Origin of the sequence: Paenibacillus kribbensis, assembly GCF_002240415.1 — a bacterium.
Lineage (GTDB): Bacteria > Bacillota > Bacilli > Paenibacillales > Paenibacillaceae > Paenibacillus > Paenibacillus kribbensis.
In genome coordinates this window covers 2,629,468-2,654,387 of record NZ_CP020028.1, presented here as the reverse complement: position 1 = coordinate 2,654,387, position 24,920 = coordinate 2,629,468, and the positions used below count along the sequence as shown (strand labels likewise).

At 46.6% G+C, this 24,920-nt stretch carries 25 protein-coding genes; 11 read left to right on the top strand and 14 right to left on the bottom strand.

The window, feature by feature from the left end:
• Positions 1 to 795 carry an SDR family oxidoreductase gene (locus B4V02_RS12010; RefSeq protein ID WP_094154944.1) on the bottom strand — a complete coding sequence of 265 codons (795 nt, stop codon included), beginning with the start codon at positions 793 to 795 and terminating at the stop codon, positions 1 to 3.
• Positions 796 to 814: 19 nt separating this feature from the next.
• A complete protein-coding gene (locus B4V02_RS12005) occupies positions 815 to 1,132 on the bottom strand; it encodes a DUF1330 domain-containing protein (RefSeq protein ID WP_094154943.1) in 318 nt (105 codons plus the stop codon).
• Positions 1,133 to 1,269: 137 nt separating this feature from the next.
• Here B4V02_RS12005 and B4V02_RS12000 point away from each other — a divergent pair, with 137 nt between their 5' ends.
• Positions 1,270 to 2,163: a LysR family transcriptional regulator gene (locus B4V02_RS12000; RefSeq protein ID WP_094154942.1), complete on the top strand. Its 894-nt coding sequence runs from the start codon at positions 1,270 to 1,272 to the stop codon at positions 2,161 to 2,163.
• A gap of 82 nt (positions 2,164 to 2,245) precedes the next feature.
• Here the strand turns inward: B4V02_RS12000 and B4V02_RS11995 are convergent, their stop codons facing one another.
• A complete protein-coding gene (locus B4V02_RS11995) occupies positions 2,246 to 4,114 on the bottom strand; it encodes a fibronectin type III domain-containing protein (RefSeq protein WP_094154941.1) in 1,869 nt (622 codons plus the stop codon).
• A 218-nt stretch (positions 4,115 to 4,332) separates the two neighbouring features.
• On the opposite strand from B4V02_RS11995, the gene B4V02_RS11990 reads away from it, so the two are divergent.
• Positions 4,333 to 4,662, top strand: a complete 330-nt coding sequence (locus B4V02_RS11990; protein ID WP_094154940.1) for a DUF3817 domain-containing protein — start codon at positions 4,333 to 4,335, stop codon at positions 4,660 to 4,662.
• Positions 4,663 to 4,802: 140 nt separating this feature from the next.
• On the opposite strand, the gene B4V02_RS11985 is transcribed toward B4V02_RS11990, so the two are convergent.
• Both B4V02_RS11985 and B4V02_RS11980 read right to left on the bottom strand, forming a co-directional pair.
• Complete coding sequence (locus tag B4V02_RS11985) at positions 4,803 to 5,054, bottom strand: YolD-like family protein (protein ID WP_094154939.1); 252 nt, start codon at positions 5,052 to 5,054, stop codon at positions 4,803 to 4,805.
• A gap of 189 nt (positions 5,055 to 5,243) precedes the next feature.
• Positions 5,244 to 5,813: a TetR/AcrR family transcriptional regulator gene (locus B4V02_RS11980; protein WP_094154938.1), complete on the bottom strand. Its 570-nt coding sequence runs from the start codon at positions 5,811 to 5,813 to the stop codon at positions 5,244 to 5,246.
• A gap of 137 nt (positions 5,814 to 5,950) precedes the next feature.
• Between B4V02_RS11980 and B4V02_RS11975 the strand changes: the two genes are divergently transcribed.
• The 7 genes from B4V02_RS11975 (at position 5,951) to B4V02_RS11945 (ending at position 13,901) form a co-directional block, all read left to right on the top strand.
• The gene (locus B4V02_RS11975) at positions 5,951 to 7,414 is read left to right on the top strand and encodes a DHA2 family efflux MFS transporter permease subunit (protein WP_198286472.1); all 1,464 of its coding nucleotides are present in this window, start codon (positions 5,951 to 5,953) and stop codon (positions 7,412 to 7,414) included.
• A 195-nt stretch (positions 7,415 to 7,609) separates the two neighbouring features.
• The gene (gene nikA, locus B4V02_RS11970) at positions 7,610 to 9,151 is read left to right on the top strand and encodes a nickel ABC transporter substrate-binding protein (RefSeq protein ID WP_094154937.1); all 1,542 of its coding nucleotides are present in this window, start codon (positions 7,610 to 7,612) and stop codon (positions 9,149 to 9,151) included.
• Between the two features lies 1 nt (position 9,152).
• The gene (nikB, locus tag B4V02_RS11965) at positions 9,153 to 10,097 is read left to right on the top strand and encodes a nickel ABC transporter permease (protein WP_094154936.1); all 945 of its coding nucleotides are present in this window, start codon (positions 9,153 to 9,155) and stop codon (positions 10,095 to 10,097) included.
• On the top strand, positions 10,094 to 10,948 hold the full coding sequence (nikC, locus tag B4V02_RS11960) for a nickel transporter permease (protein WP_094154935.1): 855 nt from the start codon (positions 10,094 to 10,096) through the stop codon (positions 10,946 to 10,948). Before nikB ends, nikC begins: the two co-directional genes overlap by 4 nt.
• Before the next feature lie 7 nt (positions 10,949 to 10,955).
• The gene (locus B4V02_RS11955) at positions 10,956 to 11,789 is read left to right on the top strand and encodes an ABC transporter ATP-binding protein (RefSeq protein ID WP_094154934.1); all 834 of its coding nucleotides are present in this window, start codon (positions 10,956 to 10,958) and stop codon (positions 11,787 to 11,789) included.
• Positions 11,782 to 12,624, top strand: a complete 843-nt coding sequence (locus tag B4V02_RS11950; RefSeq protein ID WP_094154933.1) for an ABC transporter ATP-binding protein — start codon at positions 11,782 to 11,784, stop codon at positions 12,622 to 12,624. The genes B4V02_RS11955 and B4V02_RS11950 overlap by 8 nt, the downstream gene beginning before the upstream one ends.
• The gene (locus B4V02_RS11945) at positions 12,591 to 13,901 is read left to right on the top strand and encodes an MATE family efflux transporter (RefSeq protein WP_094154932.1); all 1,311 of its coding nucleotides are present in this window, start codon (positions 12,591 to 12,593) and stop codon (positions 13,899 to 13,901) included. The genes B4V02_RS11950 and B4V02_RS11945 overlap by 34 nt, the downstream gene beginning before the upstream one ends.
• Positions 13,902 to 14,469: 568 nt before the next feature.
• Here the strand turns inward: B4V02_RS11945 and katA are convergent.
• The 6 genes from katA to B4V02_RS11915 form a co-directional block, all read right to left on the bottom strand.
• The gene (gene katA, locus B4V02_RS11940; protein ID WP_094154931.1) at positions 14,470 to 15,927 is read right to left on the bottom strand and encodes a catalase KatA; all 1,458 of its coding nucleotides are present in this window, start codon (positions 15,925 to 15,927) and stop codon (positions 14,470 to 14,472) included.
• Positions 15,928 to 16,130: 203 nt separating this feature from the next.
• Positions 16,131 to 16,733, bottom strand: coding sequence for an adenylyl-sulfate kinase (gene cysC, locus B4V02_RS11935; RefSeq protein ID WP_094154930.1), 603 nt, complete (start codon positions 16,731 to 16,733; stop codon positions 16,131 to 16,133).
• Positions 16,734 to 16,811: 78 nt separating this feature from the next.
• Positions 16,812 to 17,711: a TIGR02452 family protein gene (locus tag B4V02_RS11930; RefSeq protein WP_094154929.1), complete on the bottom strand. Its 900-nt coding sequence runs from the start codon at positions 17,709 to 17,711 to the stop codon at positions 16,812 to 16,814.
• Entirely contained in the window at positions 17,708 to 18,199 is a 492-nt protein-coding gene (locus B4V02_RS11925) for a riboflavin biosynthesis intermediates N-glycosidase (RefSeq protein WP_094154928.1), read from the bottom strand. The genes B4V02_RS11930 and B4V02_RS11925 overlap by 4 nt, the downstream gene beginning before the upstream one ends.
• 29 nt (positions 18,200 to 18,228) lie before the next feature.
• A complete protein-coding gene (locus B4V02_RS11920) occupies positions 18,229 to 19,134 on the bottom strand; it encodes an NUDIX hydrolase (RefSeq protein WP_094154927.1) in 906 nt (301 codons plus the stop codon).
• Positions 19,135 to 19,258: 124 nt separating this feature from the next.
• A complete protein-coding gene (locus B4V02_RS11915; RefSeq protein WP_244188543.1) occupies positions 19,259 to 20,359 on the bottom strand; it encodes a DUF1835 domain-containing protein in 1,101 nt (366 codons plus the stop codon).
• A 118-nt stretch (positions 20,360 to 20,477) separates the two neighbouring features.
• Here B4V02_RS11915 and glsA point away from each other — a divergent pair, with 118 nt between their 5' ends.
• Positions 20,478 to 21,416: a glutaminase A gene (glsA, locus tag B4V02_RS11910; protein WP_094154925.1), complete on the top strand. Its 939-nt coding sequence runs from the start codon at positions 20,478 to 20,480 to the stop codon at positions 21,414 to 21,416.
• Between the two features lie 69 nt (positions 21,417 to 21,485).
• Here glsA and B4V02_RS11905 read toward each other — a convergent pair whose 3' ends face one another.
• Positions 21,486 to 22,352 carry a VOC family protein gene (locus B4V02_RS11905; RefSeq protein WP_094154924.1) on the bottom strand — a complete coding sequence of 289 codons (867 nt, stop codon included), beginning with the start codon at positions 22,350 to 22,352 and terminating at the stop codon, positions 21,486 to 21,488.
• Between the two features lie 48 nt (positions 22,353 to 22,400).
• Entirely contained in the window at positions 22,401 to 22,814 is a 414-nt protein-coding gene (locus B4V02_RS11900) for a DoxX family protein (RefSeq protein ID WP_094154923.1), read from the bottom strand.
• Between the two features lie 264 nt (positions 22,815 to 23,078).
• Between B4V02_RS11900 and B4V02_RS11895 the strand changes: the two genes are divergently transcribed.
• On the top strand, positions 23,079 to 23,618 hold the full coding sequence (locus tag B4V02_RS11895; RefSeq protein WP_094154922.1) for a helix-turn-helix domain-containing protein: 540 nt from the start codon (positions 23,079 to 23,081) through the stop codon (positions 23,616 to 23,618).
• A 120-nt stretch (positions 23,619 to 23,738) separates the two neighbouring features.
• Here the strand turns inward: B4V02_RS11895 and B4V02_RS11890 are convergent, their stop codons facing one another.
• Complete coding sequence (locus B4V02_RS11890; RefSeq protein WP_007432442.1) at positions 23,739 to 24,857, bottom strand: phosphodiester glycosidase family protein; 1,119 nt, start codon at positions 24,855 to 24,857, stop codon at positions 23,739 to 23,741.
• Between the last annotated feature and the right edge of the window lie 63 nt (positions 24,858 to 24,920).

The following is a 24,920-nucleotide window of genomic DNA, read 5'->3' as shown; positions in this document are numbered from 1 at the left end:
TTAGACAGTAGGAACCGTTCCACCATCGATGACATAGTTGGCGCCTGTAATGGAGCCGGCACGGTCAGAAGCCAAGAATGCTACCAATTCGGCAACTTCTTCCGGATAACCGGGACGGCCTAACGGAATGCCTCCCAAAGCATCCATTACGGATTGAAGCGCGCGCTCAACACTGCCTGTTACCTTAGCAATATTCTCCATCATTGCATCAGCAGCAGTGGTTTGGATAAATCCTGGTGATACGGTATTAATACGGATGCCTTTGGGAGAAAACTCCTTGGATAAGCTTTTGCTATAGTTAGTCAAAGCGGCTTTGGAAGCAGCATAAGGTACAGTTGACTCGTACAGTGGCAATTTGCCTTGAATAGATGAAATGTGAACAATTGCACCTTTGCCATTGTCCAGCATCAACGGGAGCAATCCACGATCCAGACGAACAGCAGCAAGTAAATTCCAATTTAAGGTTTCCATCCAGTTCTCATCTGTTGCTGCTAGAGCACCGCCTGGAGGAGTATTAGAACCGCCAACATTATTGACTAAGATGTCAATGGTTCCAAAACGCTTTTGAACTGCCTGGACAACCGTTTCTACACCTTCAAGGGTTGAAATGTCTGCTTGAACAAACAGGTTAGGATCAGCAAGCTCAGCCGGAATGGAACGTGCAGTCGTCAGGACGGCAGCACCAGCCGCCGCAAATCTTTGCGCGATCTTTTCCCCCATCCCTTTAGTACCGCCTGTTACAAGCACTTTCTTACCTTCGAATTCAGTCATTGGATTTGCATAAGTGATAGCCATTAAATTTGATTTCCTCCTTTTATTCAAAAAAAACGCCCTTCTCCTCTTTCGGAATTCCTTCAATAATCATTCCACGATAGGTTCCGCCCTTCAATCGGTGCTGCACAGCATCCTGATAGGCGGGACTATAATACCAAGCTTTTGCTTCCTCAAAACTAGGGAACTCCAGCAACGCAGCTCCTTCAGCTTCAGGACCCTCGATAACTTCATGCACACCATACACGGCTAATGGTGTAACAGGATGCCCTTCCAAGCCGATTGGAGCTTTGGCGGAATAAAGCTTGAGTTCTTCCGGATCATTCGTTTTCTCCCGTATAAAAATGACATAGGCCGTCATACTGGATTACAACTCCTTTCGTTATTTGTGAAGTCTCCCAAACCCAAAGTTATTGTAATCTTGACATGAATTGATTGTCTAATTTATAGTTTTAATGAAATCTATTATTATTATTCATAATTCAAGAGGTGTTCCTATTGGAGCTTACGCAATTGCAGTATTTTTTAACGGTTGCCCGTCTTCAACATATGACCAGCGCATCAAAGGCGCTTAACATAACCCAACCTGCATTAAGTCATGCGATTTCCAAACTGGAAAATGAACTCGGAATTCCTCTATTTGAACGGAATGGCCGGAATGTAGAGCTCAACCGATACGGGAGAATATTTAGCAAATGGGTCGAGGAAGCCCTGAATAATCTTGAAAAGGGAAAACAGGAGATTGAAGAATTATCCAATCCCGATCATGGTGTCATACACATTTCTTATTTGAACATTTTGGGTATTGATCTGGTTCCAGCTTTAATCAGGGATTATCAGATCACCAATCCGAATGTGCGTTTTGATTTGACACAAGGCAACCTTGGCGACATCAACGAGCATTTTGATAAAGGCCATTCCGATTTGATGATTACTTCAAGAGAGTCCACCATAGACAATCATGAATGGATTGTTATACAGAAAACGCCTTTGTATATTGTCGTTTCTGATCAGCATCCTTTCGCCAACCGATCCTCTTTAAGTTTGTTTGATTTATCCGGTGAACCCTTTGTTGGTCTCAAGAACAATTGCGGGCTCAAAGCCACCATAACGTCCCGCTTCGAAAATACAGGTTTTATGCTGAGTTCCACTTTTGATGCAGAAGATTTGCCCACAGTGGCGGGGTTTATTAAAGCCGGGCTTGGGGTATCGGTGCTTCCCAAAACCTTCGGCTTAATGCTTGATGGACTTGTATGGGTTCCGATTCAGGAGGAAGGCTGGGAATGGGAAGTAGGATTGAAATGGAGAAAAGACCGCTATATATCTCCAGCGGCCAAGCGATTTATTGATTATATCGACTTTAGGAACGTTTCTGCTTTTTCACAAAAATAGACTAACCAGGAAATATATAATTTTAATAAGCTCATAAAAAGAGTTCCAAAGTAAAAACTATGGAACTCTTTTTGGTGAAGTATTATTTTGTAATCGTAATTTGCTTGGATGCACTATTATAGTTCACCTGATAGCCCGAAAGCTCGCTAATCACTCGTAGTGGAACCAGCGTGTAGCCGTTAATAATAACCGGAGCTGTGATGTTCGTCGAGTAATTCCGGGAGTTGTTTAACTCATACACGGCAAGGGTCGTATTTTTGATTTGAAGCACCACTTGTTTGCCGTCAGTAGGGCGATTCATGATGATTTTTTTGGTCGCTTTATCATAGTTTACCTGATAGCCCACCCGTTCACTGATAAAGCGCAACGGGACCATCGTTACCCCATTTATGATTCGCGGAGCCTGAGCCATCGTCGTAGCACGACCATCGACATAAGCTGCTTTAGCTCCCGGTGTCAGGGTGAACGAAGTTGAATACGAGGAAACCGCATTGTTAGAGTTTGAGGGCGTTGTACCGGAAGTGGTTGTAGTAGTGCTCGTCCCGGACGATGAACTACTGGTACCAATCGCTCGATTGCGAATAGCTTCCAGCCGATCCAGCAGGTCGCTTTTACGTGTCCCGCTCGGCAGATCACTGATTGCGTCTCTGGCAGAGCGCCAGTCGGAAGCATTCAAACTGTTTTCCGCAATTCGCATCAAATCTCTTGCTTTCTCATAGTTCGATGAATAGGACGATGACGATGACGAGGAATAACCATCTGTGCGTTCCGACACCTCTACCCCGCTGGACTCTCTACCACTGCTATTTACCGTTGTGACCTTAATCTCGTACCAGCGTCCTTCACGCAAACCCGTAATTTTATAGGATTCGGAGGATGTAGTCCCCTTGTAGTCACCATCAGCATATATTTTTACTTTTTCAGCCGAACTCGGCATATCGTAGGTGATTTTGATCCAGGTATCACTCTTGCTATCTACATCAAGATTGGAAACTTCCGACGAATTGGAAGACGTGCTGTTCGTTGTAGCCGTCAGCCTTACACCGGAGGACAATGCACCTGTGCTTCGTTTGGATTTAATCGTAAATGAATACGACGTTCCTGATGAAAGATTATTGAATGTGTAAGACGTGCCTGTTGAGTCTGTGATCAGTGTTCCGTCCCGATATAAACTGACCGTACTAATTCCGCTAGGCCTCGTCCAGGAAACAGTAACGCTATAGTTATTAACTGATGTCACTGAAGCTCCTGTCACTTCCGGCACTGTATCAACGGTGAGCGCTGAGGTCGTAACCGGAATACTGATGCCTCCAGATATGTTGCCGGATTTGTCTATAGTCCTGATCGTTACGTTATAGTTTGTGGACGCAATTAATCCACTGAACGTATAGGACGTCCCTGTAGTTCGCTGCATTTCCTTGCCATTTAAATAGATAATAGCTTGGCTCAAGTCTGTATCCTTGGGCATTATGTAATTTACGGTAAAAGCGTTGTACCCCAAATTCGCCACGCTCAGCCCGCTAACCTCTCCTGGAGGCGTCTTATCTACAGGAGCATCCGCGGAAGCAGTTTTGGCCTGTATTATAGTACCAGGAGAATCATTCCCACTTTTATCCACCGTCTTTACCCGGAAGGTATATGCCGTATTCGGCTGTAAGCCACTCAACGTATAAGAGTTGCTTCGAATGTTGTCTACATACACAGCGTTACTGACACCGATCACCTGTACATGGTCAAAATTGATGTCCGACGGGTTAGTCCAAGACAAATTCACCCTTGTTGTATCTAGCGCAGCCGCATTCAAATTGGTTACCTCCGCTGGTGCAACACTCAGAGCAGCAGATTGGCTCGCCAACGCATCCGTTCCTCCCCAGATGCCATATCCCGTATTTAAAATCAGTGTAGCCGTTGCGAACGGAGCCATCCATTGGCGCAATCGCTTTTTATTCATGGTCAATGCTCTCCTTAATGGTTACATGTTCATTTAAATGTTATCGGAATTATCATAGAGAATGTTTAGGGCTTCACCTTATTTGATGTTAGGTGAAAACTCAGACAGCCCCTAGGATATGCTGTAAATATTCGATATATCGTAACTTTTTACCGTTTTATAGCATCGGTTTGTAGGTTATATTAAATTTTAATTAATAAAAAGAAAGGAGATTTATGATGTTCAGAAATGCATTTAAGACCTTTGGTTTCATCGGTAATATTGAAGCAATTTCATATTTGCTGCTCGTATGTATCGCCATGCCTCTTAAATACGCAGCCGGGATGCCGCAAATGGTAAGCTGGGTGGGGATGATTCATGGGGTACTGTTCGTGGCTTATGTGGCTGCGACTGTAGTCATGCTGATTTTACGGAAAATAACAATACTGCAAGGGCTTATGGCCTTGATTGCCTCACTTCTGCCATTCGGGCCTTTCATTTTTGATCGCAAGGTGCTGAAGAAAGCCGAAGCACGTGGTAATAACACTACTCCTATAAAGGCCACATAAGCATATACGAGGCTTCCTCTCTCTCATACGCATATATACAAAAACAACCGATGGCTTCAAACCACTCGGTTGTTTTTTAAATAGAGATTGAAAAATGCTACTTTTTTAGGTTTTCCTTCTACTTAACTATGTAAGCTTGACTAATCTCTCGGGTAATTGACACTCATAATGTCCATAAAAGGAACCTTATCCGTTTCACCATTATTCTCTACATGAACTCTTCCCGTTCTTGGGTCCATTTTGATGATTTGTCCGCGGACTGCTTCTTCACGCCCCCATACGGTCAATACAACTTCGGATTGCTCTTGTTGCGCTTCTACAAGCTGATTTCCGATTTCCTCCAGCACAAATTCATCCCGAGTAGGCCGTTTAGCCACTTTCGCCTTTGCCACTTGTGTTCACCCTCTCTTTCGTGCAAAATCAAATTCATTCCATTTTACCATACTTTTCATCATTTGGTGCTGGTAATCTGAGTAAAATTTTATCCACGGGTACATAAAAAGAGCCGATTTCTCAAAACAAGAAAATCGGCTCTCAATGCAGTTGTTCGAGTTTATTCCGGAGCATTTTGAAGGTTCTGGTTATTTGATCAGCTGTGGAATATAATCCACTACATTATAAATGGGTGCACTGCTCTGTTGAGTAACGGCTAGGATTAAAGCTCCTTCCAACATGGAAATAATAAGCACCGCGAAACTACGCGCCTTTTCTTCCATCCAGCCTGCTGCCTGAAGGCGTTCCGTATAAATATGCTGCCAATCTGTAAACGTATTCACACAGGCATGGCGAAGAGATTCACTAATGCAGGAAGTTTCTGCAGCAGCCCAAAAGCCAAAGGGCATGAATCCGCTAAAGCCGTTACGGTCTGCGTCCACAGCTGTTTCGCGAATAAATTCCTGAATGGCCAGTACGGGATCATCGTTTCCTGCCAGAGCCTTCTTCAATTTTTGTTTAACAAGCTCATTCCCTCTTCTAATACATTCCAACGCCAACTCTTCTTTGCCACGTGGAAAATAATAGTATAGAGACCCCTTCGGGGACCCGCTTTCTGTAAGAATCTGATTAAGCCCAGTAGCGTGATACCCCTGATGAAAAAAGAGCTTCGACGCGGTTTGTACGATATTCTCATATGATTCGGGTTTAGCAGCCATATACAGCATCCTTCATTGTATAATATTTAAATTTTTACTTTGACAAAAAAATAACAGCATGTTTATTATATATAGACCGATCGTTATAATTCAATACCCATCAATATATTGGAGGAACAAAAAACAACATGAGTACAATGAGTCAAACAAGCGCTCCTTCTGAACCCACAACGTTCAAGGTGCTGCCTATTATGATTGCCCTGCTGCTTAGCGGTTTTATCGGAATGTTTAGTGAGACGGCGCTGAACATTGCGCTGAATGATTTAATGCAGATTTTGCACATTACGACAGCAACAGCCCAATGGCTGACTACAGCTTTTCTGCTGACACTCGGTATTTTGGTACCTGTATCTGGATTGCTGCTTCAAACCTTCACGACAAGACAGCTGTTTGTTGCATCGTTGCTATTTTCTATTGCAGGTTGTCTTGTTGCTGCGCTCGCACCTACATTTTCAGTGCTATTAATCGCGCGCATTCTTCAGGCCGTCGGCACGGCGCTGTTGTTGCCGTTGATGTTTAATACCATCTTGATCATTTTCCCGGCTGAAAAGCGAGGCGCGGCTATGGGAATCATCGGATTGGTGATTATGTTTGCACCTGCGGTTGGACCTACCATTGCAGGACTGGTGCTGCAAAATCTGTCCTGGCACTGGATTTTCTGGATCTCCCTTCCGTTCCTGGTACTCTCGTTAATCTTCGGCATTTTATTTATGCAAAATGTTTCGAAAATTACCAAGCCGAAAATTGACATTTTATCTATTCTATTGTCCTCCATCGGCTTCGGCGGTGTCGTATTCGGTTTCAGTAAATCCGGAGAAGGCGGCGAGGGCTGGACCAGCCCGGTTGTTCTGCTGCCGGTGATCATCGGGCTGATCGCGTTGATCCTGTTTTCGATGCGCCAGTTAAAAATGAAGCAGCCTATGCTGAATTTGCGTGTTTTTAAATATCCGATGTTTGTCATCGGAGTCGTGATGATCTTCCTGTGTATGATGACTATCCTTTCTACGATGTTAATTCTTCCGCTCTTTTTGCAAAAAGGGCTGGCCCTGTCCGCTTTGACAGCAGGTTTGGTGCTTCTGCCAGGTGGGATTATCAATGGTCTCTTGTCTCCTATTATGGGCTCCCTGTTCGATAAATTCGGTCCCAAATGGCTCGTCATCCCGGGGCTTGCGATCGTTGTCGCTGTTTTGTTTTTCCTGTCCGGCATTACGACGACATCAGCTATCGTACTCATTATTGTGCTTCATTGCTGCCTGATGATCGGGATATCCATGATTATGATGCCAGCTCAGACGAATGGTCTAAATCAGCTGCCTCTGGAGCTTTACCCGGATGGAACAGCCATTATGAGCACGCTCCAGCAAGTTGCTGGTGCTATTGGTACAGCCATAGCAGTAAGCATTCTCTCCAAAGGCATGGAAAGCTATTTGAGCCAATCCAGTATGCCTGAATCCGTAAACGAAATGGCGAATGCCATGGTATTCGGGTCCCAGCATTCATTTTTCTTTGCCATGATTGTCAGTGTGATCGGGCTATTCCTTGCCTTTTTTATCCGCAGAGTTCATGTCAAAAAAGGAGCAGCTCAAGCTCCGATGCACTAATTGACAAGCCCACAGTAATCTGAAATCAAAATCAAAGGCTGCTGACCTTATTTCCACGGTCAAGCAGCCTTTTTCTCTATGAATCGATATACATATTCATGCAATTACATATTTACAAAGCTCCCCCATTTGGTTACGATATGCTTTATGAAGTAAATTGTAAAAATTACGATTACTATTAAGGGGGATTATCAGTTGTTTAAGCGTCCATATTTGAAGCTATTCATACCTGCAGTCATGGCGGTGATGGTGGCGGCCTGCTCATCATCTCCATCAGGCTCACTCACTTCATCTGATGCAAACGCACCACAAGATAAAAGTGTCACCTTATTGTTCAACGTACAAAGCTCCTCCATAGATCCGCATACGGATGTGAATTATACAGCCGTCCGCGCTGGAGTGGGTGAAACACTGGTCAAAGTGAACAAAGACCTCAAGCTGGAAGCTTGGCTTGCAGAGAAATGGAACAGCAAGGATGGACAACACTGGACATTTAACATCCGTCCGGGCGTGAAATTCCATAGCGGTAAGCCCGTTGATGCCGCTGCTGTAAAAGCGTCTATGGAAAGAGCGCAAAAACTCAACCCCTCGGTTAAAAATGCGCTGCATATTCGTGACATCCAGGCGAATGGGCAGATTTTGAAGGTTACGACAGACAGGCCTTTCCCGGAATTTGCGTCTGAGCTGGTTCACCCCAATACGGCGGTCATAGATACTTCCTCAACAGATGCCCTTCCATCGGGGACGGGGCCGTTCAAGGCTGCGAGCTTTCGTGTCGGTAGTGAACTGAATTTGGAACGCAACGATCAATATTGGAACGGTGAAGTGAAATTGAAGCAGGCCAGGTTCTTATTTAACGAAGACGCCAATGCGCGCCAGCTTGCTTTTCAAGCCAAGGACGCTGATATTGTATATCGTCCGCCGATTGAAAGCCTGGACCTGCTGAAAGCCGATTCCACGGTCAAGGTGGACTCTCTGCCCAGCCTGCGAACGCATCAGCTCATTTACAATATGAACAACAACGATCTGAAAAAGACGGCCGTGCGTAAAGCCTTCGACCATCTGATTAATCGTGATGAGATTGCCAATGGCATCATGTCTGGTCAGGGGACTCCCGCTCAGGGTCCGTTCCTGTCCGGTTTTCCTTTTTCGCCAGCATATGCTATGAAAAAGTTTGATTTGAGCGCTGCACGAGACAGCTTCAAGCAAGCTGGATATTCCGTGCAAGACAGCAAAGTGAAAACGCCCGATGGACAAGCTCTCCATCTCACGTTATTGACTTATCAGTCAAGGGCGGAGCTTCCGCTCATTTCACAGCTAATCCAGGCTAACGCCAAGGAGCTCGGTATTACAATTGATATCCGGCAGGTCGATAATATCGACGAATATCTTGCCGCTCATCAGGATTGGGATTTGGCAACTTACAGCAGTATTACGGCTCCGCGTGGCGACGCAAGCTATTTTTTGAACGCGGCTTACATGCCTGAGGGGGCACTGAATTACGGACATGTGCACTTGCCAAAATTGGAGGCTGTGATTACGAAGCTGAATAGGGCGGTGAATGAGGAACAACGCAACAAACTGGCTCTGGAGGCTGTCTCGATGATTGATCAGGAAACCCTGCAATCCTTTCTTGTTCATCCGAACAACGTAGTGGCCTACCGCAATTACGTACATAACTGGGTAACAAGCCAAAGTGAGTACTACCTGCTAACCCAGGACCTGGATGTGGACTAGCATGCTCAAATCCATCGCCAAAAAGCTTCTTGAACTGGTATTGTTCTTTCTTATTCTCTCCTTTGTAAGCTTTTGTCTGCTCAAGCTGGTTCCGGGCGATCCTGTCCGGAGCATTCTCCGGGTAGATGATGTAGCTGTGTCCAATCAGCAAATTGCGGATATGCGCAGCCAACTCGGACTGGATCAGTCGTTACCTGTGCAATATGGCAAGTGGCTGGTTCAGTTGCTTCAGTTTGATTTTGGACAGTCTTATTTAACCCAGCGTCCGGTATTTGCAGAGTTTATGGAAAAACTGCCTTATACCCTCCTGCTGACCGGTGGCTCTCTGTTCATTATGCTGGTCATTGCGCTTCCAATGGGAACGATGGCTGCGCTGTATCGCAACCGCTGGATTGACAACGCCAGTCGTATGTTTGCCTTAATTGGCTCCTCGATTCCCAGCTTTTGGCTCGGTCTCTTGTTTATCGAATGGTTTGCGGTTAAACTGCGTATTTTGCCGTCTATGGGTGAAGGAACCATTTTTCATCTGGTGCTCCCTTCCCTCACTTTGGGACTGGCGATGGCAGCCGTTTATGTACGAATGATCCGTGCCAGTCTGATTGAAAGCTCGGGACAAGATTTTATCAAGGCAGCGCAAGCCCGGGGAATCAGTCCGGCTCGCATCTTTTTCAGACATATGTTCCGACACAGTCTTGTTCCACTCATTACCGTATTCAGTGAGAGCATAGGCAGTCTATTGGGAGGTACGGTTGTAATTGAAGTGCTATTCGCCTATCCGGGGCTGGGCAAATGGATTGTGGATGCAATTGCTGCAAGGGATTATCCCATTATTCAGGGTTATACACTGTTTATGGCCGTGTTCATTGTATGTATCAATATGACTGTAGAGCTATCCTACCGTTGGATTAATCCCGAAATGGCTTTGAAGGAGAAACGTCCATCATGATAAAATCCTCTCATGCGGAAAGCAGGGAGTTCGTCAGCCCGCAACGGTCCAGAGCTTGGATTGTGCTGCTCTCTACCCTGCTCATTCTTGCAGCAATTACAGTGATTCCGCTCTTTGCTCCCCAAGATCCGTACCGTATTCAGATGGGGAATCGGCTCCAGCCGATCAGCGCAGCCTACTGGCTGGGAACCGATCATTTGGGTAGAGATGTGCTATCAAGAGTGCTGACAGGACTTCGAACAACTGTCGGAACCAGCTTGTTGATCTTGGCCGTTTCACTGGTTGTCGGGGTTCCGCTCGGCCTGCTGTCAGGATTTGTCGGGGGATGGGTTGATCGTATATTCAAACGAGTGGTCGATGCTTTCATGACATTACCCGATTATATTTTTGCGATTGTGCTGAGCGGTCTGCTCGGACCAGGCTTGATGAATCTTATTTTCGCGGTGACTGCGGTAAAATGGGTCAGTTATGCACGGCTGGTACGCAGTACCGTACTCGCTGAAAAGCAAAAGGATTATATTTCGTTATCCATACTGGCAGGCACATCCTCCCTGCAAATTGTCATGCGGCATATTCTGCCCCATGCGATTGGGAATGTCCTGGTACTGGCTGCACTGGATATTGGAAAAATCATCTTAATGATTGCCTCCCTGTCCTTTTTAGGCTTAGGTCCGCAACCGCCGATACCCGAATGGGGTGCCATGCTAAATGAAGGACGAGCATATTTTCAAATGGCTCCCCACCTGATGCTGGTTCCCGGAATGGCTGTCGTGCTCACGGTGCTACTGGCGAATATGCTGGGAGACAAGCTGCGTGACCAATATGATGTTAAAACACGGACGGAGGAGTGAGCCGTATATGCTGTCTATTGAAGGCTTAACGATTCGATCAAAAGCAAAAACCGTTGTAGACCAACTGGAGCTCGCCGTTCGTCCGGGGGAGTGGTTTGCCCTTGCCGGAGAAAGCGGCAGCGGCAAAAGCATGACGGCTTCCGCAATCGGTGGGCTGCTCCCCTCTTCTTTTACAGCGCACGGAGTTATTGCCTGGAAGGGCAACAATTTGCTGACCTTGTCCGCCAAACAAAGACGTTCCTTGCTTGGCAATGAAATCTCGTATATTTTTCAAGACTATCACGGAGCGTTTACCCCCTTTCTGCGAATAGGCAGTCAACTGGACGAGCTGATGCACGCTCACGGCTGTCCAGATCGCAATGCGCGTAAACAGCGCTGTATAGAGGTCCTTGAGCACGTACAGCTTCCCGCCGAGCGGGTATACCGCAGCTATCCGTTCCAGCTCAGCGGCGGCCAGCTGCAACGAGCGGCTATTGCGGCCGCATTGTTGCTAAAACCACAGCTTCTGATTGCCGACGAACCAACAACCGCGCTGGACACCCTGACAGCACACCGGGTGCTCCAGCTCATCAACCAAATCCGGATGGAAACCGGGATATCTGTCCTATGGATCACTCACGACCTCCGCCATGTCCGCAAGTATGCGGATCGAATCGCGGTGATGCGTACAGGGTCGCTGGTCGAGAGCGGCGAGACACAAGCGGTGCTGGATCATCCGACACATCCGTATACACGTCGTCTGCTGGCAGCGATTCCGCCGCTGGCCCCAAATGCTCCGGCACGTTTACCGTACAGCACTGAAGAACAAATCACACCAGAAAGGAGCGGTTTACATGGATGATCACGTCTCCTCTCTTCAACATGTACACACATCTAATCCTGTTGTCACCGTCTCCGGTTTGACGAAGGCTTTCACCGGAGGCAAGACGGTGCTGCGCAATGTTTCTCTGTCGATTTCACCCCAAGAATGTCTGGGCATTGTCGGAGAAAGCGGTAGTGGGAAAAGCACGCTTGCCCGCTGTATTTTAACCTTAGACTCGTTTGATGAGGGTGAGCTTGTGCTGGATGGACAAGTGGTCCGGGGATTAAAGCGAAATGAGTTAAAACGGTTACGCAGCAGGCTGGGTGCGGTATTTCAGCATCCCGCAGCAGCTTTAAACTCCAGACTGACCATTCTGCAATCCCTGCTGGAACCGCTGGATCAGCTTAAGGGCTATGTCCCCTCCTATATGAAGGGTATGCCTTCGGGGCGTCGGGAAATAGCAGCGCACCTGCTCGGTATGGTCAAGCTTCCAGCCAGCTATATGGATAAGTACCCGCATCAGCTCAGCGGCGGGGAGAAGCAGCGCGTAACCATTGCGCGCGCAATCAGCACAGAGCCGGACTTTATTGTGCTCGACGAGCCAACGGCAAGTCTGGATGTGACAACGCAGGCGACGGTTTTAAATCTGCTCAAGGATTTACAGGATGAACTGGGAGTGGCTTATCTGTTCATTTCCCATGATCTGGCGGCCGTACACTTCATGAGTGATCGGATCATGGTCATGAAAGATGGCAGTGTACTTGAGGATTTTGCCAAGGAAGCTCTATTCCAGCCTGATCGCCATCCATATACCCAATCTTTACTGGAGGTTTTTTCAACATGTTGCCTACCCACCGAGCCTATCTTGCTTTAGCAATCCCTTTAATTCTTTCGACGATTACAACCCCACTGCTCGGTGCGGTGGATACGGCGGTAATCGGTCATTTGAGTCATGCCTCCTTTTTGGGCGGTGTGGCTGTAGGCACTCTTATTTTCAATACTTTATATTGGCTGTTTGGCTTTCTGCGCGTCAGTACATCAGCATTTACCGCACAGGCAGCGGGGGCTCAAAATAACGATCATAGCATAGCTGCGCTCATGCGCCCACTGGCCATTGCTTTACTGGTCGGCGGGTTATTCATTATACTGCAAAAGCCGATCCTGCTGGCCTCTTTACAGTTAATCCATCCTGCTCAGGATGTAGCTGCGCAGGCAGCGATATATTTTAACATTCGTATTTGGGGAGCGCCACTTACGCTGGTAAACTATGTGCTGCTCGGCTGGCTGATGGGATTATCCCGCGTGAAAGCTACCTTATTTCTGCAAATTACGATGAATGTGATCAATATGGTATTGGCCATTGTGTTCACACAAATCATGCAATGGGACGTAGCCGGTGTGGCAGGCGCTACACTCATCGCAGAGTTTCTCGCCTGTGTGCTTGGTTCTATTCTTGTACTTCGTTCCTCGGTCTGGAGGGAATGGCGGCAGAGTGGAAAAAAAGATTGGCAGGGCTGGTTTGGAGCCTCAGAGCTGAAAAGTGTCATGGCAACGAATCTTGACCTTATGATTCGCACAGCCTGTCTGCTGACGATGTTCAATCTGTTTACATCACGTAGTGCGAGCTTTGGAACCGATCAGCTTGCTGCAAATGCGATTTTGTTGCAAATCCATTACATTATGGCTTATCTTTTTGACGGATTTGCCAATGCCAGCAGCATCATGACGGGACAAGCTCGTGGTGCCGGAGATCGGAAAATGCTGCAAAGAGTAATCCACTTGTCCTGGTTCTGGACACTGCTCACCGGCGTGGTATCAGGCGGACTGTATTTAGCACTGAAGGAGCCGCTTATCCGGCTGTTCACAGATAACACTACAGTGATTAGCCTAACAGGTCCATACAATGGCTGGCTTGTCGTCTTTCCGTTGGCTGCCGGACTGGGGCTGGTATTCTACGGTGTGTTTACGGGGATGACAGTAACGTATCCAATCCGTAACTCCATGCTGATTTCGCTGGTCTTCTTTTTAGCTGCTCTCTTCTGGTGTGTTCCCCACTATGGTAATCATGGGCTATGGCTTTCCTTTATCGTATTTGCTCTGGGAAGATCATTATTTCTTGTGATCTATTTGCCTCGGTTGAAGAGGATATAGCAGCTTATAGTGTTGACGAACGCGTTAATACGTGCTCCTATGACCGCTACGCGGACGGATCATTCTTACGATCGCTGTTGCCTCCGAATTTCCTGATTATAATTTCAAGTGTAGAAATTCGGAGGCAAAGGCGAACGCTAACGCTTCTACAGAACGATTCCGTCCTCTCCGCTTGCTTTATGCTGTTTAACATCATTATATTTTTAAACACCAAAACACACCAAAATAAGCCGCAAAACCTCGTATTATTAGGCTTGCGGCTTTCTAGTTTTAGAATTTTTCCTTTGGTTTATAAAACTGGTACACCTAAAAGCAGCGGAGGGGACGGAACGATTGTGGAAAAGCGGTAGCGTTCGCCTTTGTCTCCAGATTTACACCGCTTAGTGTGATTCAACAAATCTGGAGACAACAGCGATTGGAGCAACGTTCCGTTCGTGGAGCGTCCACCATACACACGTGATTTACATCGCACTCAAAAGTAAAGGATGTCCCATCAACCATATGTGGCGCTGGGACATTCTTTTTATATCGATTCATGTGACTTTTGGTTAGGAGCTTATAGATGCCTTTATTCGCCTTGAGGAACGGTCAATCCCAATCCTTCGGCTATGCGGCGTCCGTATTCAGGGTCAGCCTTGTAGAAATGTCCGATCTGGCGCAGCTTAATTTCGTCGCTTTCTACGGGCTTCATCGCATTTACGATGTTTTGCACCAGACGTGCACGCTCATCCTCACTGAGCAAGCGGTACAGGTCTCCCGGCTGTGTATAGTGATCATGATGATCGTAGGCTACACTTTGAGCTTCGCCAGACACTTCAAAAGGAGCGATTTTGTGTGCTAGGGATTCTTTGGGTCCACCGAGACTGTTAGGCTCGTAGTAGACAGAGCCACCGCCATTGCTGTCACTGCGCAATGCGCCATCACGCTGGTAGTTGTGTACTTCCGCATGCGGACGGTTGATCGGCAGCGAATTGTGATTGGCACCTACACGATAGCGATGTGCATCACCGTAGGCAAACAGGCGCCCTTGCAGCATTTTATCCGGAGATGCTTCAATACCCGGCACAAATGAACCCGGAGAGAACGTCGCCTGCTCGACTTCTGCAAAATAGTTCTCAGGATTGCGATTCAGCACCATGCGCCCTACCTCAATCAGCGGGTAATCCTTTTGCGACCATACCTTTGTCACATCAAACGGATCAAAACGGTATGTGTTCGCATCCTCTAATGGCATAATCTGCACATAAAGTCTCCATGCAGGAAAATCGCCTTTTTTAATCGCATTGAATAAGTCTTCTGTATGATAATCCGGGTTTTCACCGGCAATTTTAGCAGCCAAATCAACATCGAGATTTTGTACGCCCTGTTCTGTTTTAAAGTGATATTTTACCCATACGGCCTGGCCATTAGCGTTCACCCATTTGAACGTGTGACTACCAAAACCGTGCATATGTCTAAGTGTAGCGGGAATGCCGCGGTCAGACATGAGGATCGTTACCTGGTGCAGTGATTCAGGAGATAAGGACCAGAAATCCCACACCGCATTCGGGTTTTTCAGATGGGTTTGGGGATGGCGTTTTTGCGTATGAATAAAGTCTGGGAATTTAATGGCGTCTCGAATAAAAAAGACCGGCGTATTATTGCCTACGAGATCATAGTTGCCTTCCTCTGTGTAAAACTTCACCGCAAAGCCGCGCGGATCACGTACCGTATCAGACGAGCCCAGTTCACCCGCAACGGTAGAAAAGCGGATAAACATCGGTGTACGCTTGCCTACCTCGGACAAGAAGCTTGCTTTGGTATACGCAGACAAATCATTAGTGACTTCAAAATATCCGTGCGCCCCCGCACCTTTGGCATGAACAACGCGCTCCGGCACACGTTCGCGGTTAAAATGCGCCAGCTTCTCCAGCAAATGCACATCCTGAATCAGTGTAGGTCCGCGTGATCCGGCCGTTATAGAATTCTGATTATCACCGACAGGAGCGCCCCAGCTTGTAGTCAGGTTGGTTGGTTGTTTACTCATGATTGAAATCACCTCTTGAATGGATTGGTTGACGATGCGTAGTAATCAAAAAGACCTCCCACCTCTGACACCATACATCTGAAAGAACCAGGCCAGGGGGAGATTCAGACGGCTTCAAAATGGAGAGGTCTATTCTATTTAAACATGAATTCCAAATTGGATAATGAAGATTTCAGGAAGATTTGAAAAAGGTTTGACAAAGATTAGAACAGCAAGGATTCCCGGTCGAGAAAATCCAGGATATCCTGAACCGACCGGGCTACCTCCCGACCTTCAGTAGATACGATGAGATCAGGCTCCAGCGGTGCTTCATAAGGAGCATCAATACCTGTAAAATGACGAATTTCTCCCGCTCGCGCTTTCTTGTACATTCCTTTTGGATCACGTCGCTCGCATTCCTCCAGACTGCACTGTATATAGATCTCATAGCAGCCTTCCTGCTGTAAAATTTCCTTTACCATTTCACGATCCTCACGATAAGGGGAAATGGTGGCACATATCGTTAGAACACCCGCATGTGCCATTAGCTTGGATACCTCAGCAATACGGCGGATATTTTCCTTACGGTCAGCGGGCAGGAAGCCCAGGTTACGATTCAAGCCATGTCGAACATTATCCCCATCCAAAATAAACGTGCGTATGCCGCGTGCATATAATGCTTTTTCCAGTGTGGAGGATACCGTTGACTTTCCCGAGCCAGACAGCCCTGTCAACCAAAGCACCGGACTTTTATGCCCATTCAGAAGCTGACGCGCTTGCCTATTAATATCTGACGCATGCCAGGTAATGTTCGAGGATGGATTCATTCAGCACTCTCCTTATCATGATGTATTGCTTTTCAAGAGATATTATCATAAGCATTTTTTATAGCATGATCTCCAGCTTCAGGAAAGGACTGTTTTAAAGCTGTTTAAGGTACGCTGCCCTGCTGTGTGATCCAATACTGCAAAAACAATTCGTTCAAACAATAAGGCATAGCCCTCATCTACAAGCACTTGCTTGAACCAGTTTGCGACCTCTTCCGGCTTATTGCGGAATACCCCGCAACCATAGGCTCCAAGTATGAGATGTTCTACTCTGTTTTGCTTGGCCATTCCAAGAATGTAACGGATACGTTCCAACATCACTTCACCTATTCGGCTGACCTGCTCTGGCTCCCGTTCTCGCACAACTCCGGCATTAACAGCAGGAGCAGTCAGAAAATCGACCAGATACGGCTCATCCAGCAATGCTCCCTGATCATCCCGAAATACCGGAACTTCAGGCGAATAAATCATATAATCCGAATAAAAGCAGCTTCGCAGCTTTCGGTTATGCTGGTACATCTCTTCCATTTGTGAAATACAGGGATACAAGGCTGACGAACGAGCCAAGCTTTCCTCTTGGGCCTGGCTGCCTCCGAGAAATCCACCACCCGGATTTTTAGCTGATGCAAAATTCAAACATGCCACGTGCTCCAGCTTCTCCTGGGCCCGGAGCCTAAATGCTGCCTGCAACGTGCTTTCTCCCGTAATTTCTATCTTTCCAGAAAGCACCCGTTCGCCTATGTACGAAGAAGACTCCAATGCGCCTTGTATCCTTTGCTCTGCCTCTTGCTTTACATCCACCAGTTGAGAAGGTGCATATAGCTTCGAGCCTGTGATCGCGTTAGCCACCTCTTTGGCCATATTCACTTGTGCTTGTTTGGTATTTGTGTAATATCCATGCTCCAATATAGATAGCGTTTCCTGCGCCATATGTGATCGTGCGTCCCGGTTGCTCCGGTGATTCATCGTACTTGTCATGATGACAATTCCTCCTTTTGCAATATATCCTCACGTAAATTCGTTAATATTTCTCCAAGCCAATTCGTGCCTCGCCATGACCTGCGACTGTTAATGCGGGCATCACTTTCAGCCAAGCCTACACCCCAAATGGTGTCTGTCGGACTAGCCTCAACCAGTGTAGTGCCCTTCGTCTTAAGCAAATATTTAAGCAGATTCGGATTTTGCGTAAATTTGGCATAGTTGCCGTCATACACAAATTGTCGGCAATTCTCATCCCACAAGGATTGATCGAACCCGCGAACACTGCGGCCACGAGCCTTTTGCTCCCGAGGGGTAGTTGCCAGCATAATTTTGCGGGCCGCCTCTTCATCCCCAAAAAGCTGCGCTTTTTTAAACATCATATATTGCTCCGCACAGTTAAACGCCAATCCATCTACGACAAAATCAGAAGGATACCATTGTGAAAATGGCGAATGACTGCGATAAAAAAATGTAAACTTTTCCATGACAATTCCTCATTTCATGTTCCTTTAAACTATATAAAACGTGACCTAGGCTTGAATCGATACAGCTTGGATGGACGGTGTCCAGCCGCTTTTCTATATTCATTCGTCTCGTCCACGAGATCCGCTATTTTTCGGCGGAAGGCCGCAGCGAGCAGCTCCTTGCCTAAAATAATTTCATACACCTGTTGAAGCTCGCCCAATGTAAATAAGGATGGCATCAAATGAAATGCGATATCTGTATATTCAATTTTGCTGCGCAGACGCTCAATGCCGTAAGCAATAATTTTGGCATGGTCAAAGGCAATTCCCTGTGACTCCAATACTTCTCGCTTGATTTCAATCGTTTTCCCCTTCAGGATTTCAGTCACTTTTACTTTGGATGACAAGCGAATGTCCCCATGCTTCAGAGTAACGTCAATATCTTGCTCCCACGTGTAACCTTCCGGCTGGTTCGTCCGCGTCTCCTGAGCCACGCTGTAATCCAGCTCAAACCATCTGGCATCCGCTGCATCGTCTCCAGCCTGTACCTCCAGAGAATCGTGGTCTACCAATGCCATGTAAGCGCAGCTGATGACCCGCATACGCGGATCACGTGCTACATCTCCCCAGGTGTATAGCTGCTCCATATAAATCTGATCCACATTCGTTTCGGTTTTAAGCTCGCGTCGTGCTGCTTCTTCCAGGCTTTCATCCATCCCTACAAAACCACCCGGCAATGCCCATTGCCCTATGAATGGGTGCTCCCCTCTTTGGATCAAAAGAAGCTGGAGTGTCTTCTCCGGCAGCTTGCGATAATTATGCTGGAGCTGATCCATTACAGTAAAAAGCAGCATATCTACCGTTACTGACGGGCGCTCGTATTGAGTTGCATCATAGGCGGCCAGAAATTGCTCCTCCGTCAAGCCGTTAGGATTGTATTTTGATCTTTCTGTCACTGGTGTCACCTTCCTGTTCATATATGGGGATAGGCTATTTTCGTTATGATAAAAACAAGATGTTAATATCAACATGGTAATATATAAATTCGGCTTCGTCAACAGCAGTCCATAAAATCCGTAGTCAATCTGATAAAGGTGATAACAGTCCACTTAGTTTAACAGCATAGCGGTGCAGCATTCCCGGCATCCCCAGAAATTCAAGTTCGCCATGAGCGATTAAATATTGAATCCGATATTCCAAAAAGGTGTCGCTTCTTAGCTGTGACCATTGTGTTAACGCCTCACCAATTATTTTTCCGGTGTTTACATATTGCTGATTATTCTCTAACTGCAGTTGGCCGATCATATCCAGCAAAGCCTGGTCAAAGTAATCTTCTGGAACATGAACGATTTGGTCATTGTCCCATAATCTCAGCACACTATCCTGTTCACTGAGTTCCAGCCACTCTTGTTCGTATCGTCGTCGGTCTTCTATGCTTACAACATGAATTTTATCTTCATTTCCCTTAATGAGCCCTTCGATCTCTTTTGAATGCACCACACTCATGGATAAAGGGAATGGATTCTCAGCATCAGCATTTAAACGATCATTCGACTCCCGTTCCATGGCATCCGTAACATTGATGACCCGAATAGGAGTAGCCCTTTTTCGCAGAACATATAATGCAAACCGTAATCCGATCTGCTCATGAGCATTAGACCCACACCAGATCGTGATTGACTTATCATCAGAAATTTCACTAAGAGTAGCCATCATTTGTTCAATACGGTGCTCCCAATTGGAGTAATGGAAAGATTCATAATGAACCATCCGTTCAGCCAACCAGCTGTGACGGTTTTCTTGTCCTTCTTGTGTTTCCAGCTTCCACAACGGCCCTATCGAAAACAAATCATTAAAACACAGCACCTTACTCTCATACCGCAACCCTGCTCCCGAAAGGCCTTGCTTCATTGAGCCCGCTGCAGACTGAGAGAACAGTAGGTGTATATGCCTTTCCCGAGTGCGCTCATGCTCCAAACGCTCATTTTGGCTTGCCTCCACATTGTTTGCCCACTGCTCCAATATGTAATTAGCCCATTCAGGATTTCTGTCCGATAAGGCTATGGCCTGCTCCAGCACACTATGTACAAAGTTTTTAAGTCTTCCACCATTTGATATCTCATTATAATCTTCATCAAAATTTGATTTATTGTTAGATGACAAGTCATCTGCCTCCTTCATTTGATCCAATTAGCGCTTGTCTTTCGACCGAAAATTTCTTTAAAATAAGTGTATAGTCATCAATTATTGCTCTACAATAACATTACCACAGGATGGTTACTTGACTGGAGGAAAATAAATGACATCGGAGTGGCAGAGACTACAATCCAAACTGCCGGAATGGGTGGAGCAAAACCGTCATGAGTACATACATGGCAAGGTAGCGGCGTATATTCCCGAATTGTCCAAAGCACCGGCAGACGCGCTCGGTGTTGTTGTGATGAACGGTGCGGGTGAGACCGTGGTAGCCGGGGATACGGAGCTCCAATTTACGATGCAGAGCATCTCAAAGGTATTCACGCTCATCCTGGCCTTGATGGATAATGGAGAAGACGTTGTCTTTTCCAAGGTGGGTATGGAGCCTACGGGAGATCGTTTTAATTCCATGTTGAAGCTGGAACTGGTCGAGCCAGGTATTCCGTTTAATCCGCTCATTAACGCTGGAGCAATCGCTGTCTCTTCTTTGATCCGCGGAAACAGCCCGGAGGAAAGGTTTGCCCGTGTCCTGCAATTTTTCCGTCTGCTTACCTGCAACGACACGCTGGAATATGACCAGGATGTCTACGATTCGGAATCTGCCACAGGCCACCTGAACCGTTCCCTTGCTTATTTTCTGATGGAAAAAGGGATTCTAAGAGGCCGTGTCGAGGACGTACTGGAGGTTTATTTCAGACATTGCGCTGTAAAATTGAACTGTACGGATTTGGCACGTATGGGACTCGTACTCGCCTACAATGGGCGTGACCCAGTTACAGGCGTGCCCCTGATCCCCCGCCGCTTTGTGCAGATTGCCAAAACATTTATGACAACATGCGGTATGTATGACGCCTCTGGAGAGTTCGCCATTCAGGTCGGACTCCCCGCCAAAAGCGGTGTATCCGGCGGCATTATGACGATGGTGCCCGGACGATATGGCATTGGACTGGTGGGACCTTCCTTGAACCGTATGGGCAACAGTACAGCGGGTGTACACTTGCTGGAGACCATGTCCCGGGATTTGGATTGGAGCTTGTTTTAGTATACAAAAACAGGGGATTTCCGGCCTAATGGCTTATGGGAATCCCCTGTTTGTTGTGTTTCCAATATATTAAGCGTTCTGACCGCTCACCAGTTTAATGTTAATGCGGAACGGGTCAGCTACATACTTGGCACCATCTCGTTCTTGCACGGCATAGCCCGCTGCCGCCAAACGAGCGACAATCGTATCCAATTCTTTCTGATCCGGCACAATCAATTCAAAATAATCCAGTCCAGCTGCGTTCTCAGGAGCTGGGGGTGCGCCTTCCCCTGCCCATATATTCAAGCCCATATGGTGGTGGTAACCTCCTGCAGAGATGAACATCGCCGAGGAGCCATACCGGGACGTAATGTCAAACCCAAGCACATCGCAATAAAATTGCTGTGCCTTGAGCAAATTAGACACATGGAAGTGAACGTGCCCAATTACGGTTCCCTGCGGCAGTCCCTGCCAAGGTATGTTTTCGGAAATGGCTACTAAGCCTTCCGCATCCACGGGATCTGTTCCCATGATATAAAATCCATTGGCATCCTTTTTCCACTGCTCGCGAGGACGATCTGCATAGATTTCAATCCCGTTATGATCGGGATCATGGATATATAGTGCTTCACTTACATCATGGTCTCCCTGCCCGATTTCAATCTCATGAGCCAGCAGATTGCGTAGAGACAGCCCCAGAGCCACACGGTTCGGTAGAAGAATAGCAAAGTGGTACAGTCCGGCTGCGGACTGGCGCGGAAGAATGACTGCATTTTCAATATATTTCAGGGTCAGCAGCGGATGCTCCCCGTCCACAGTTAACTCAGCAGTATCCGCCGTTTGACGCAGCAAATGAAAGCCAACGACCTCGGTATAAAATCGAATCGAGCGCTCCAGGTTACTAACCTTTAGTGAAACCTGCCCGATGGTAGTTTTGTCAGGAAGATGTGCTGTCATGGGATTTCCCTCTTTCTTCATGGATTGGAGGAGCAAACTATTCCAAAATTAATGTTCTGTTGATGTACGACGGCTGAACAAAGAATCCAGAGACAAGCGGGTCGTCGGTGCAAAAACCAGATGAAGAGCTACCAGAATAAAAGCAATATCCAGCTCATAGCCGGCACCTTGACCATTCCCCATCAATCCACCAGACAATTTGGCTGTAAAAATCGCACCGATTAATAAAATAACAAAAACTCCGGATACATAACGGGTAAACAATCCGAGGATTAATGCAATCCCGCCGACCAACTCAATCACCGCAACAACATAACCTAAAAATCCTGGAATGCCAATGCTGGAAAACCAGCCTGCTACATTACCCAGCCCCATTTGGAATTTGGCGATTCCGTGTGCCAAAAACAAAATCCCCAGCGCCACTCGCATAATTGTAGAAATGTTTCTGCTTGCTGAACTCATGTCTATCTCTCCATTCTGTTTGTTTTTCACACTCACAAGTGTATATGAATAATTAATTTATATTACTAATAATTTGCTTAAAAAATAATACAGTTCGAATCTATGCTGCAACAGATTTGTGTGAATTAAACTCAAATTATTAGTAATAGGAATAATTATTTTGTAATGCGAATTTATCATATGAAACTGTGGTCTGTCAACAAAATATTTGGTATGATAAATATTAAATTAGTATAAATTATATTTTTTAAGGGGGAAAGCTCTATGGGTATAGGATGCAACATAAGGGCTGCACGTAAACGTAAAAATTTATCCATTCAGCAAATATGTGAGCGAACCGGACTATCACAAGGGTTTATGAGCCAGGTGGAAAACAATAAAACTTCCCCTTCCATCGCTACACTGGACAGCATTGCTAATGCGCTTAAGGTCCCTCTCGCTTTTCTGCTTCTTAAAGAAGAGGAACGAATGCAGGTAATTCGCAAGGACGAGCGCCGTAAAACGGTGTATGGCAAAAGCAACCTCCAGGTCGACCATTTAGGGGGTCAGGGTAACGTTAAAATGATGCTGGTGGACATGCCGCCGGGCTCATCAACAGAAGAAGAACATGCTCATGCTGGAGATGAAATTCATTATATTTTGGAAGGCACGGTTTATGTAGAGCAAGGTGAGGATTCAGCTACCCTCGAAGCGGGGGATTCCTTTAGCTGGAGAGCAGCCATTCCCCATTATGCCAAAAACGTGGGAGCAAGCAACGCTCGCGTTCTGATCTCCGTGTTTCTCGAAGCGGAAAATGACGCTTAATAAAAGCTTGAGCACATCACAATATCAACCACCCATTTCATCAAAAAAAGCGTGTACCGGGAAGTTAAATTAACTTCGAGCGATATACGCTTTTTGTATGTTTTAACACCAACTGCTAAACTATCTCTTTTTGGCTGCGTCAATGTCACTAGGATTCAGTCCTGCCCAAATGTTCGGGATGCTGACGGTTTCCGGATGCTCAAATACGAGAAACGCTGTCGGCAAATACCGTTCGCCGTATTCGGAAGAAGGTTTATTGACAATGGCGTGATCCTTAACGAGCACGGTCGATGATCCACCATCCAGATTAGCACCAATAACTGCTCCGTGTTTAAGTAAAATATTTTGCATATCATACAAATTAGCACCGATGCTGTAACCAGGCTGACGCCCGTCAACAGTCACGAAAATAATCGCACCGTCAGCTCTTTGCCCCATTGCGGTACGAGGAGCAATTCCCCAGCCTTCACTGGCATTTCGAATCAGACCTTTGCCATTCACGATTAAACGCGGCTGAAAGGTGACTGCTTCTTGCACATTCATTTTGGACAATTCAGATAATGAATAATGACCGGCAATCATTTTCCCTTGCTTGTCAATACCTACGATTTGGGCAGAAGCATTTTTCCCCATATCGTTGTAGTATAACTGCCCCTGAGAAATGACAACACCGATCGGTTTAAAGCCATTCCCGTTCCAGTTGGGATCGGCAAATCCACCGCCATTTACGCCAGCAACAGCCCCCAAACGCTCGACCATGCTGGATACCCGTTCTCCCCTGCCAACCGTGGCAGGAATCCCGAGTCTGATTTTTGTCGGGTCATGCACAATCGTCACGTAGCCATGATAATTCCGACCTGATACCTCTTCCACTTCAACCAGCGGCGTTTGCTGCAACTTGGTCGATATCAGAGGCAGCTTGATCGTATGCCTGTCCTTCTCCTCCCCCATCTGCTCAAAACGAGCCGAATATTCGGCCACACGTTTTTGCGCCTCCGCTTCACCGATAAAATATTTCGCCCAGTGGCGATGCTGAGTCGTAATCAGCGTATCCGCAGCCAAATAGCGCATGTCCTTGCCGGAAGGGGTTAAAAATAACCATGCCCCGCCCCCTATTCCTGCTAGCAGGAAAACTATAAAAAGTCGCAGCACAAAACGGCCGAATCTACCTTTTCGTTTCTTCTTTTTATTTTTCTGCCTGCGGGCTGCTGCACGCTGTGGCAAAATTTCCGGTTTCATTCAACATCTCTCCTGTTATGGTGACTTCAATCTTTAAAACTCACTGTTATCTATTAAACAGCA

Coding starts and splice junctions, on each gene's coding strand:
- B4V02_RS12010 (WP_094154944.1), bottom strand. CDS start 795: ATGGCTATCACTTATGCAAATCCAATGACTGAATTCGAAGGTAAGAAA.
- B4V02_RS12005 (WP_094154943.1), bottom strand. CDS start 1,132: ATGACGGCCTATGTCATTTTTATACGGGAGAAAACGAATGATCCGGAA.
- B4V02_RS11995 (WP_094154941.1), bottom strand. CDS start 4,114: ATGAATAAAAAGCGATTGCGCCAATGGATGGCTCCGTTCGCAACGGCT.
- B4V02_RS11990 (WP_094154940.1), top strand. CDS start 4,333: ATGTTCAGAAATGCATTTAAGACCTTTGGTTTCATCGGTAATATTGAA.
- B4V02_RS11980 (WP_094154938.1), bottom strand. CDS start 5,813: ATGGCTGCTAAACCCGAATCATATGAGAATATCGTACAAACCGCGTCG.
- B4V02_RS11975 (WP_198286472.1), top strand. CDS start 5,951: ATGAGTCAAACAAGCGCTCCTTCTGAACCCACAACGTTCAAGGTGCTG.
- nikB (WP_094154936.1), top strand. CDS start 9,153: ATGCTCAAATCCATCGCCAAAAAGCTTCTTGAACTGGTATTGTTCTTT.
- nikC (WP_094154935.1), top strand. CDS start 10,094: ATGATAAAATCCTCTCATGCGGAAAGCAGGGAGTTCGTCAGCCCGCAA.
- B4V02_RS11955 (WP_094154934.1), top strand. CDS start 10,956: ATGCTGTCTATTGAAGGCTTAACGATTCGATCAAAAGCAAAAACCGTT.
- B4V02_RS11950 (WP_094154933.1), top strand. CDS start 11,782: ATGGATGATCACGTCTCCTCTCTTCAACATGTACACACATCTAATCCT.
- B4V02_RS11945 (WP_094154932.1), top strand. CDS start 12,591: ATGTTGCCTACCCACCGAGCCTATCTTGCTTTAGCAATCCCTTTAATT.
- katA (WP_094154931.1), bottom strand. CDS start 15,927: ATGAGTAAACAACCAACCAACCTGACTACAAGCTGGGGCGCTCCTGTC.
- cysC (WP_094154930.1), bottom strand. CDS start 16,733: ATGAATCCATCCTCGAACATTACCTGGCATGCGTCAGATATTAATAGG.
- B4V02_RS11930 (WP_094154929.1), bottom strand. CDS start 17,711: ATGACAAGTACGATGAATCACCGGAGCAACCGGGACGCACGATCACAT.
- B4V02_RS11925 (WP_094154928.1), bottom strand. CDS start 18,199: ATGGAAAAGTTTACATTTTTTTATCGCAGTCATTCGCCATTTTCACAA.
- B4V02_RS11915 (WP_244188543.1), bottom strand. CDS start 20,359: ATGAAGGAGGCAGATGACTTGTCATCTAACAATAAATCAAATTTTGAT.
- glsA (WP_094154925.1), top strand. CDS start 20,478: ATGACATCGGAGTGGCAGAGACTACAATCCAAACTGCCGGAATGGGTG.
- B4V02_RS11905 (WP_094154924.1), bottom strand. CDS start 22,352: ATGACAGCACATCTTCCTGACAAAACTACCATCGGGCAGGTTTCACTA.
- B4V02_RS11900 (WP_094154923.1), bottom strand. CDS start 22,814: ATGAGTTCAGCAAGCAGAAACATTTCTACAATTATGCGAGTGGCGCTG.
- B4V02_RS11895 (WP_094154922.1), top strand. CDS start 23,079: ATGGGTATAGGATGCAACATAAGGGCTGCACGTAAACGTAAAAATTTA.
- B4V02_RS11890 (WP_007432442.1), bottom strand. CDS start 24,857: ATGAAACCGGAAATTTTGCCACAGCGTGCAGCAGCCCGCAGGCAGAAA.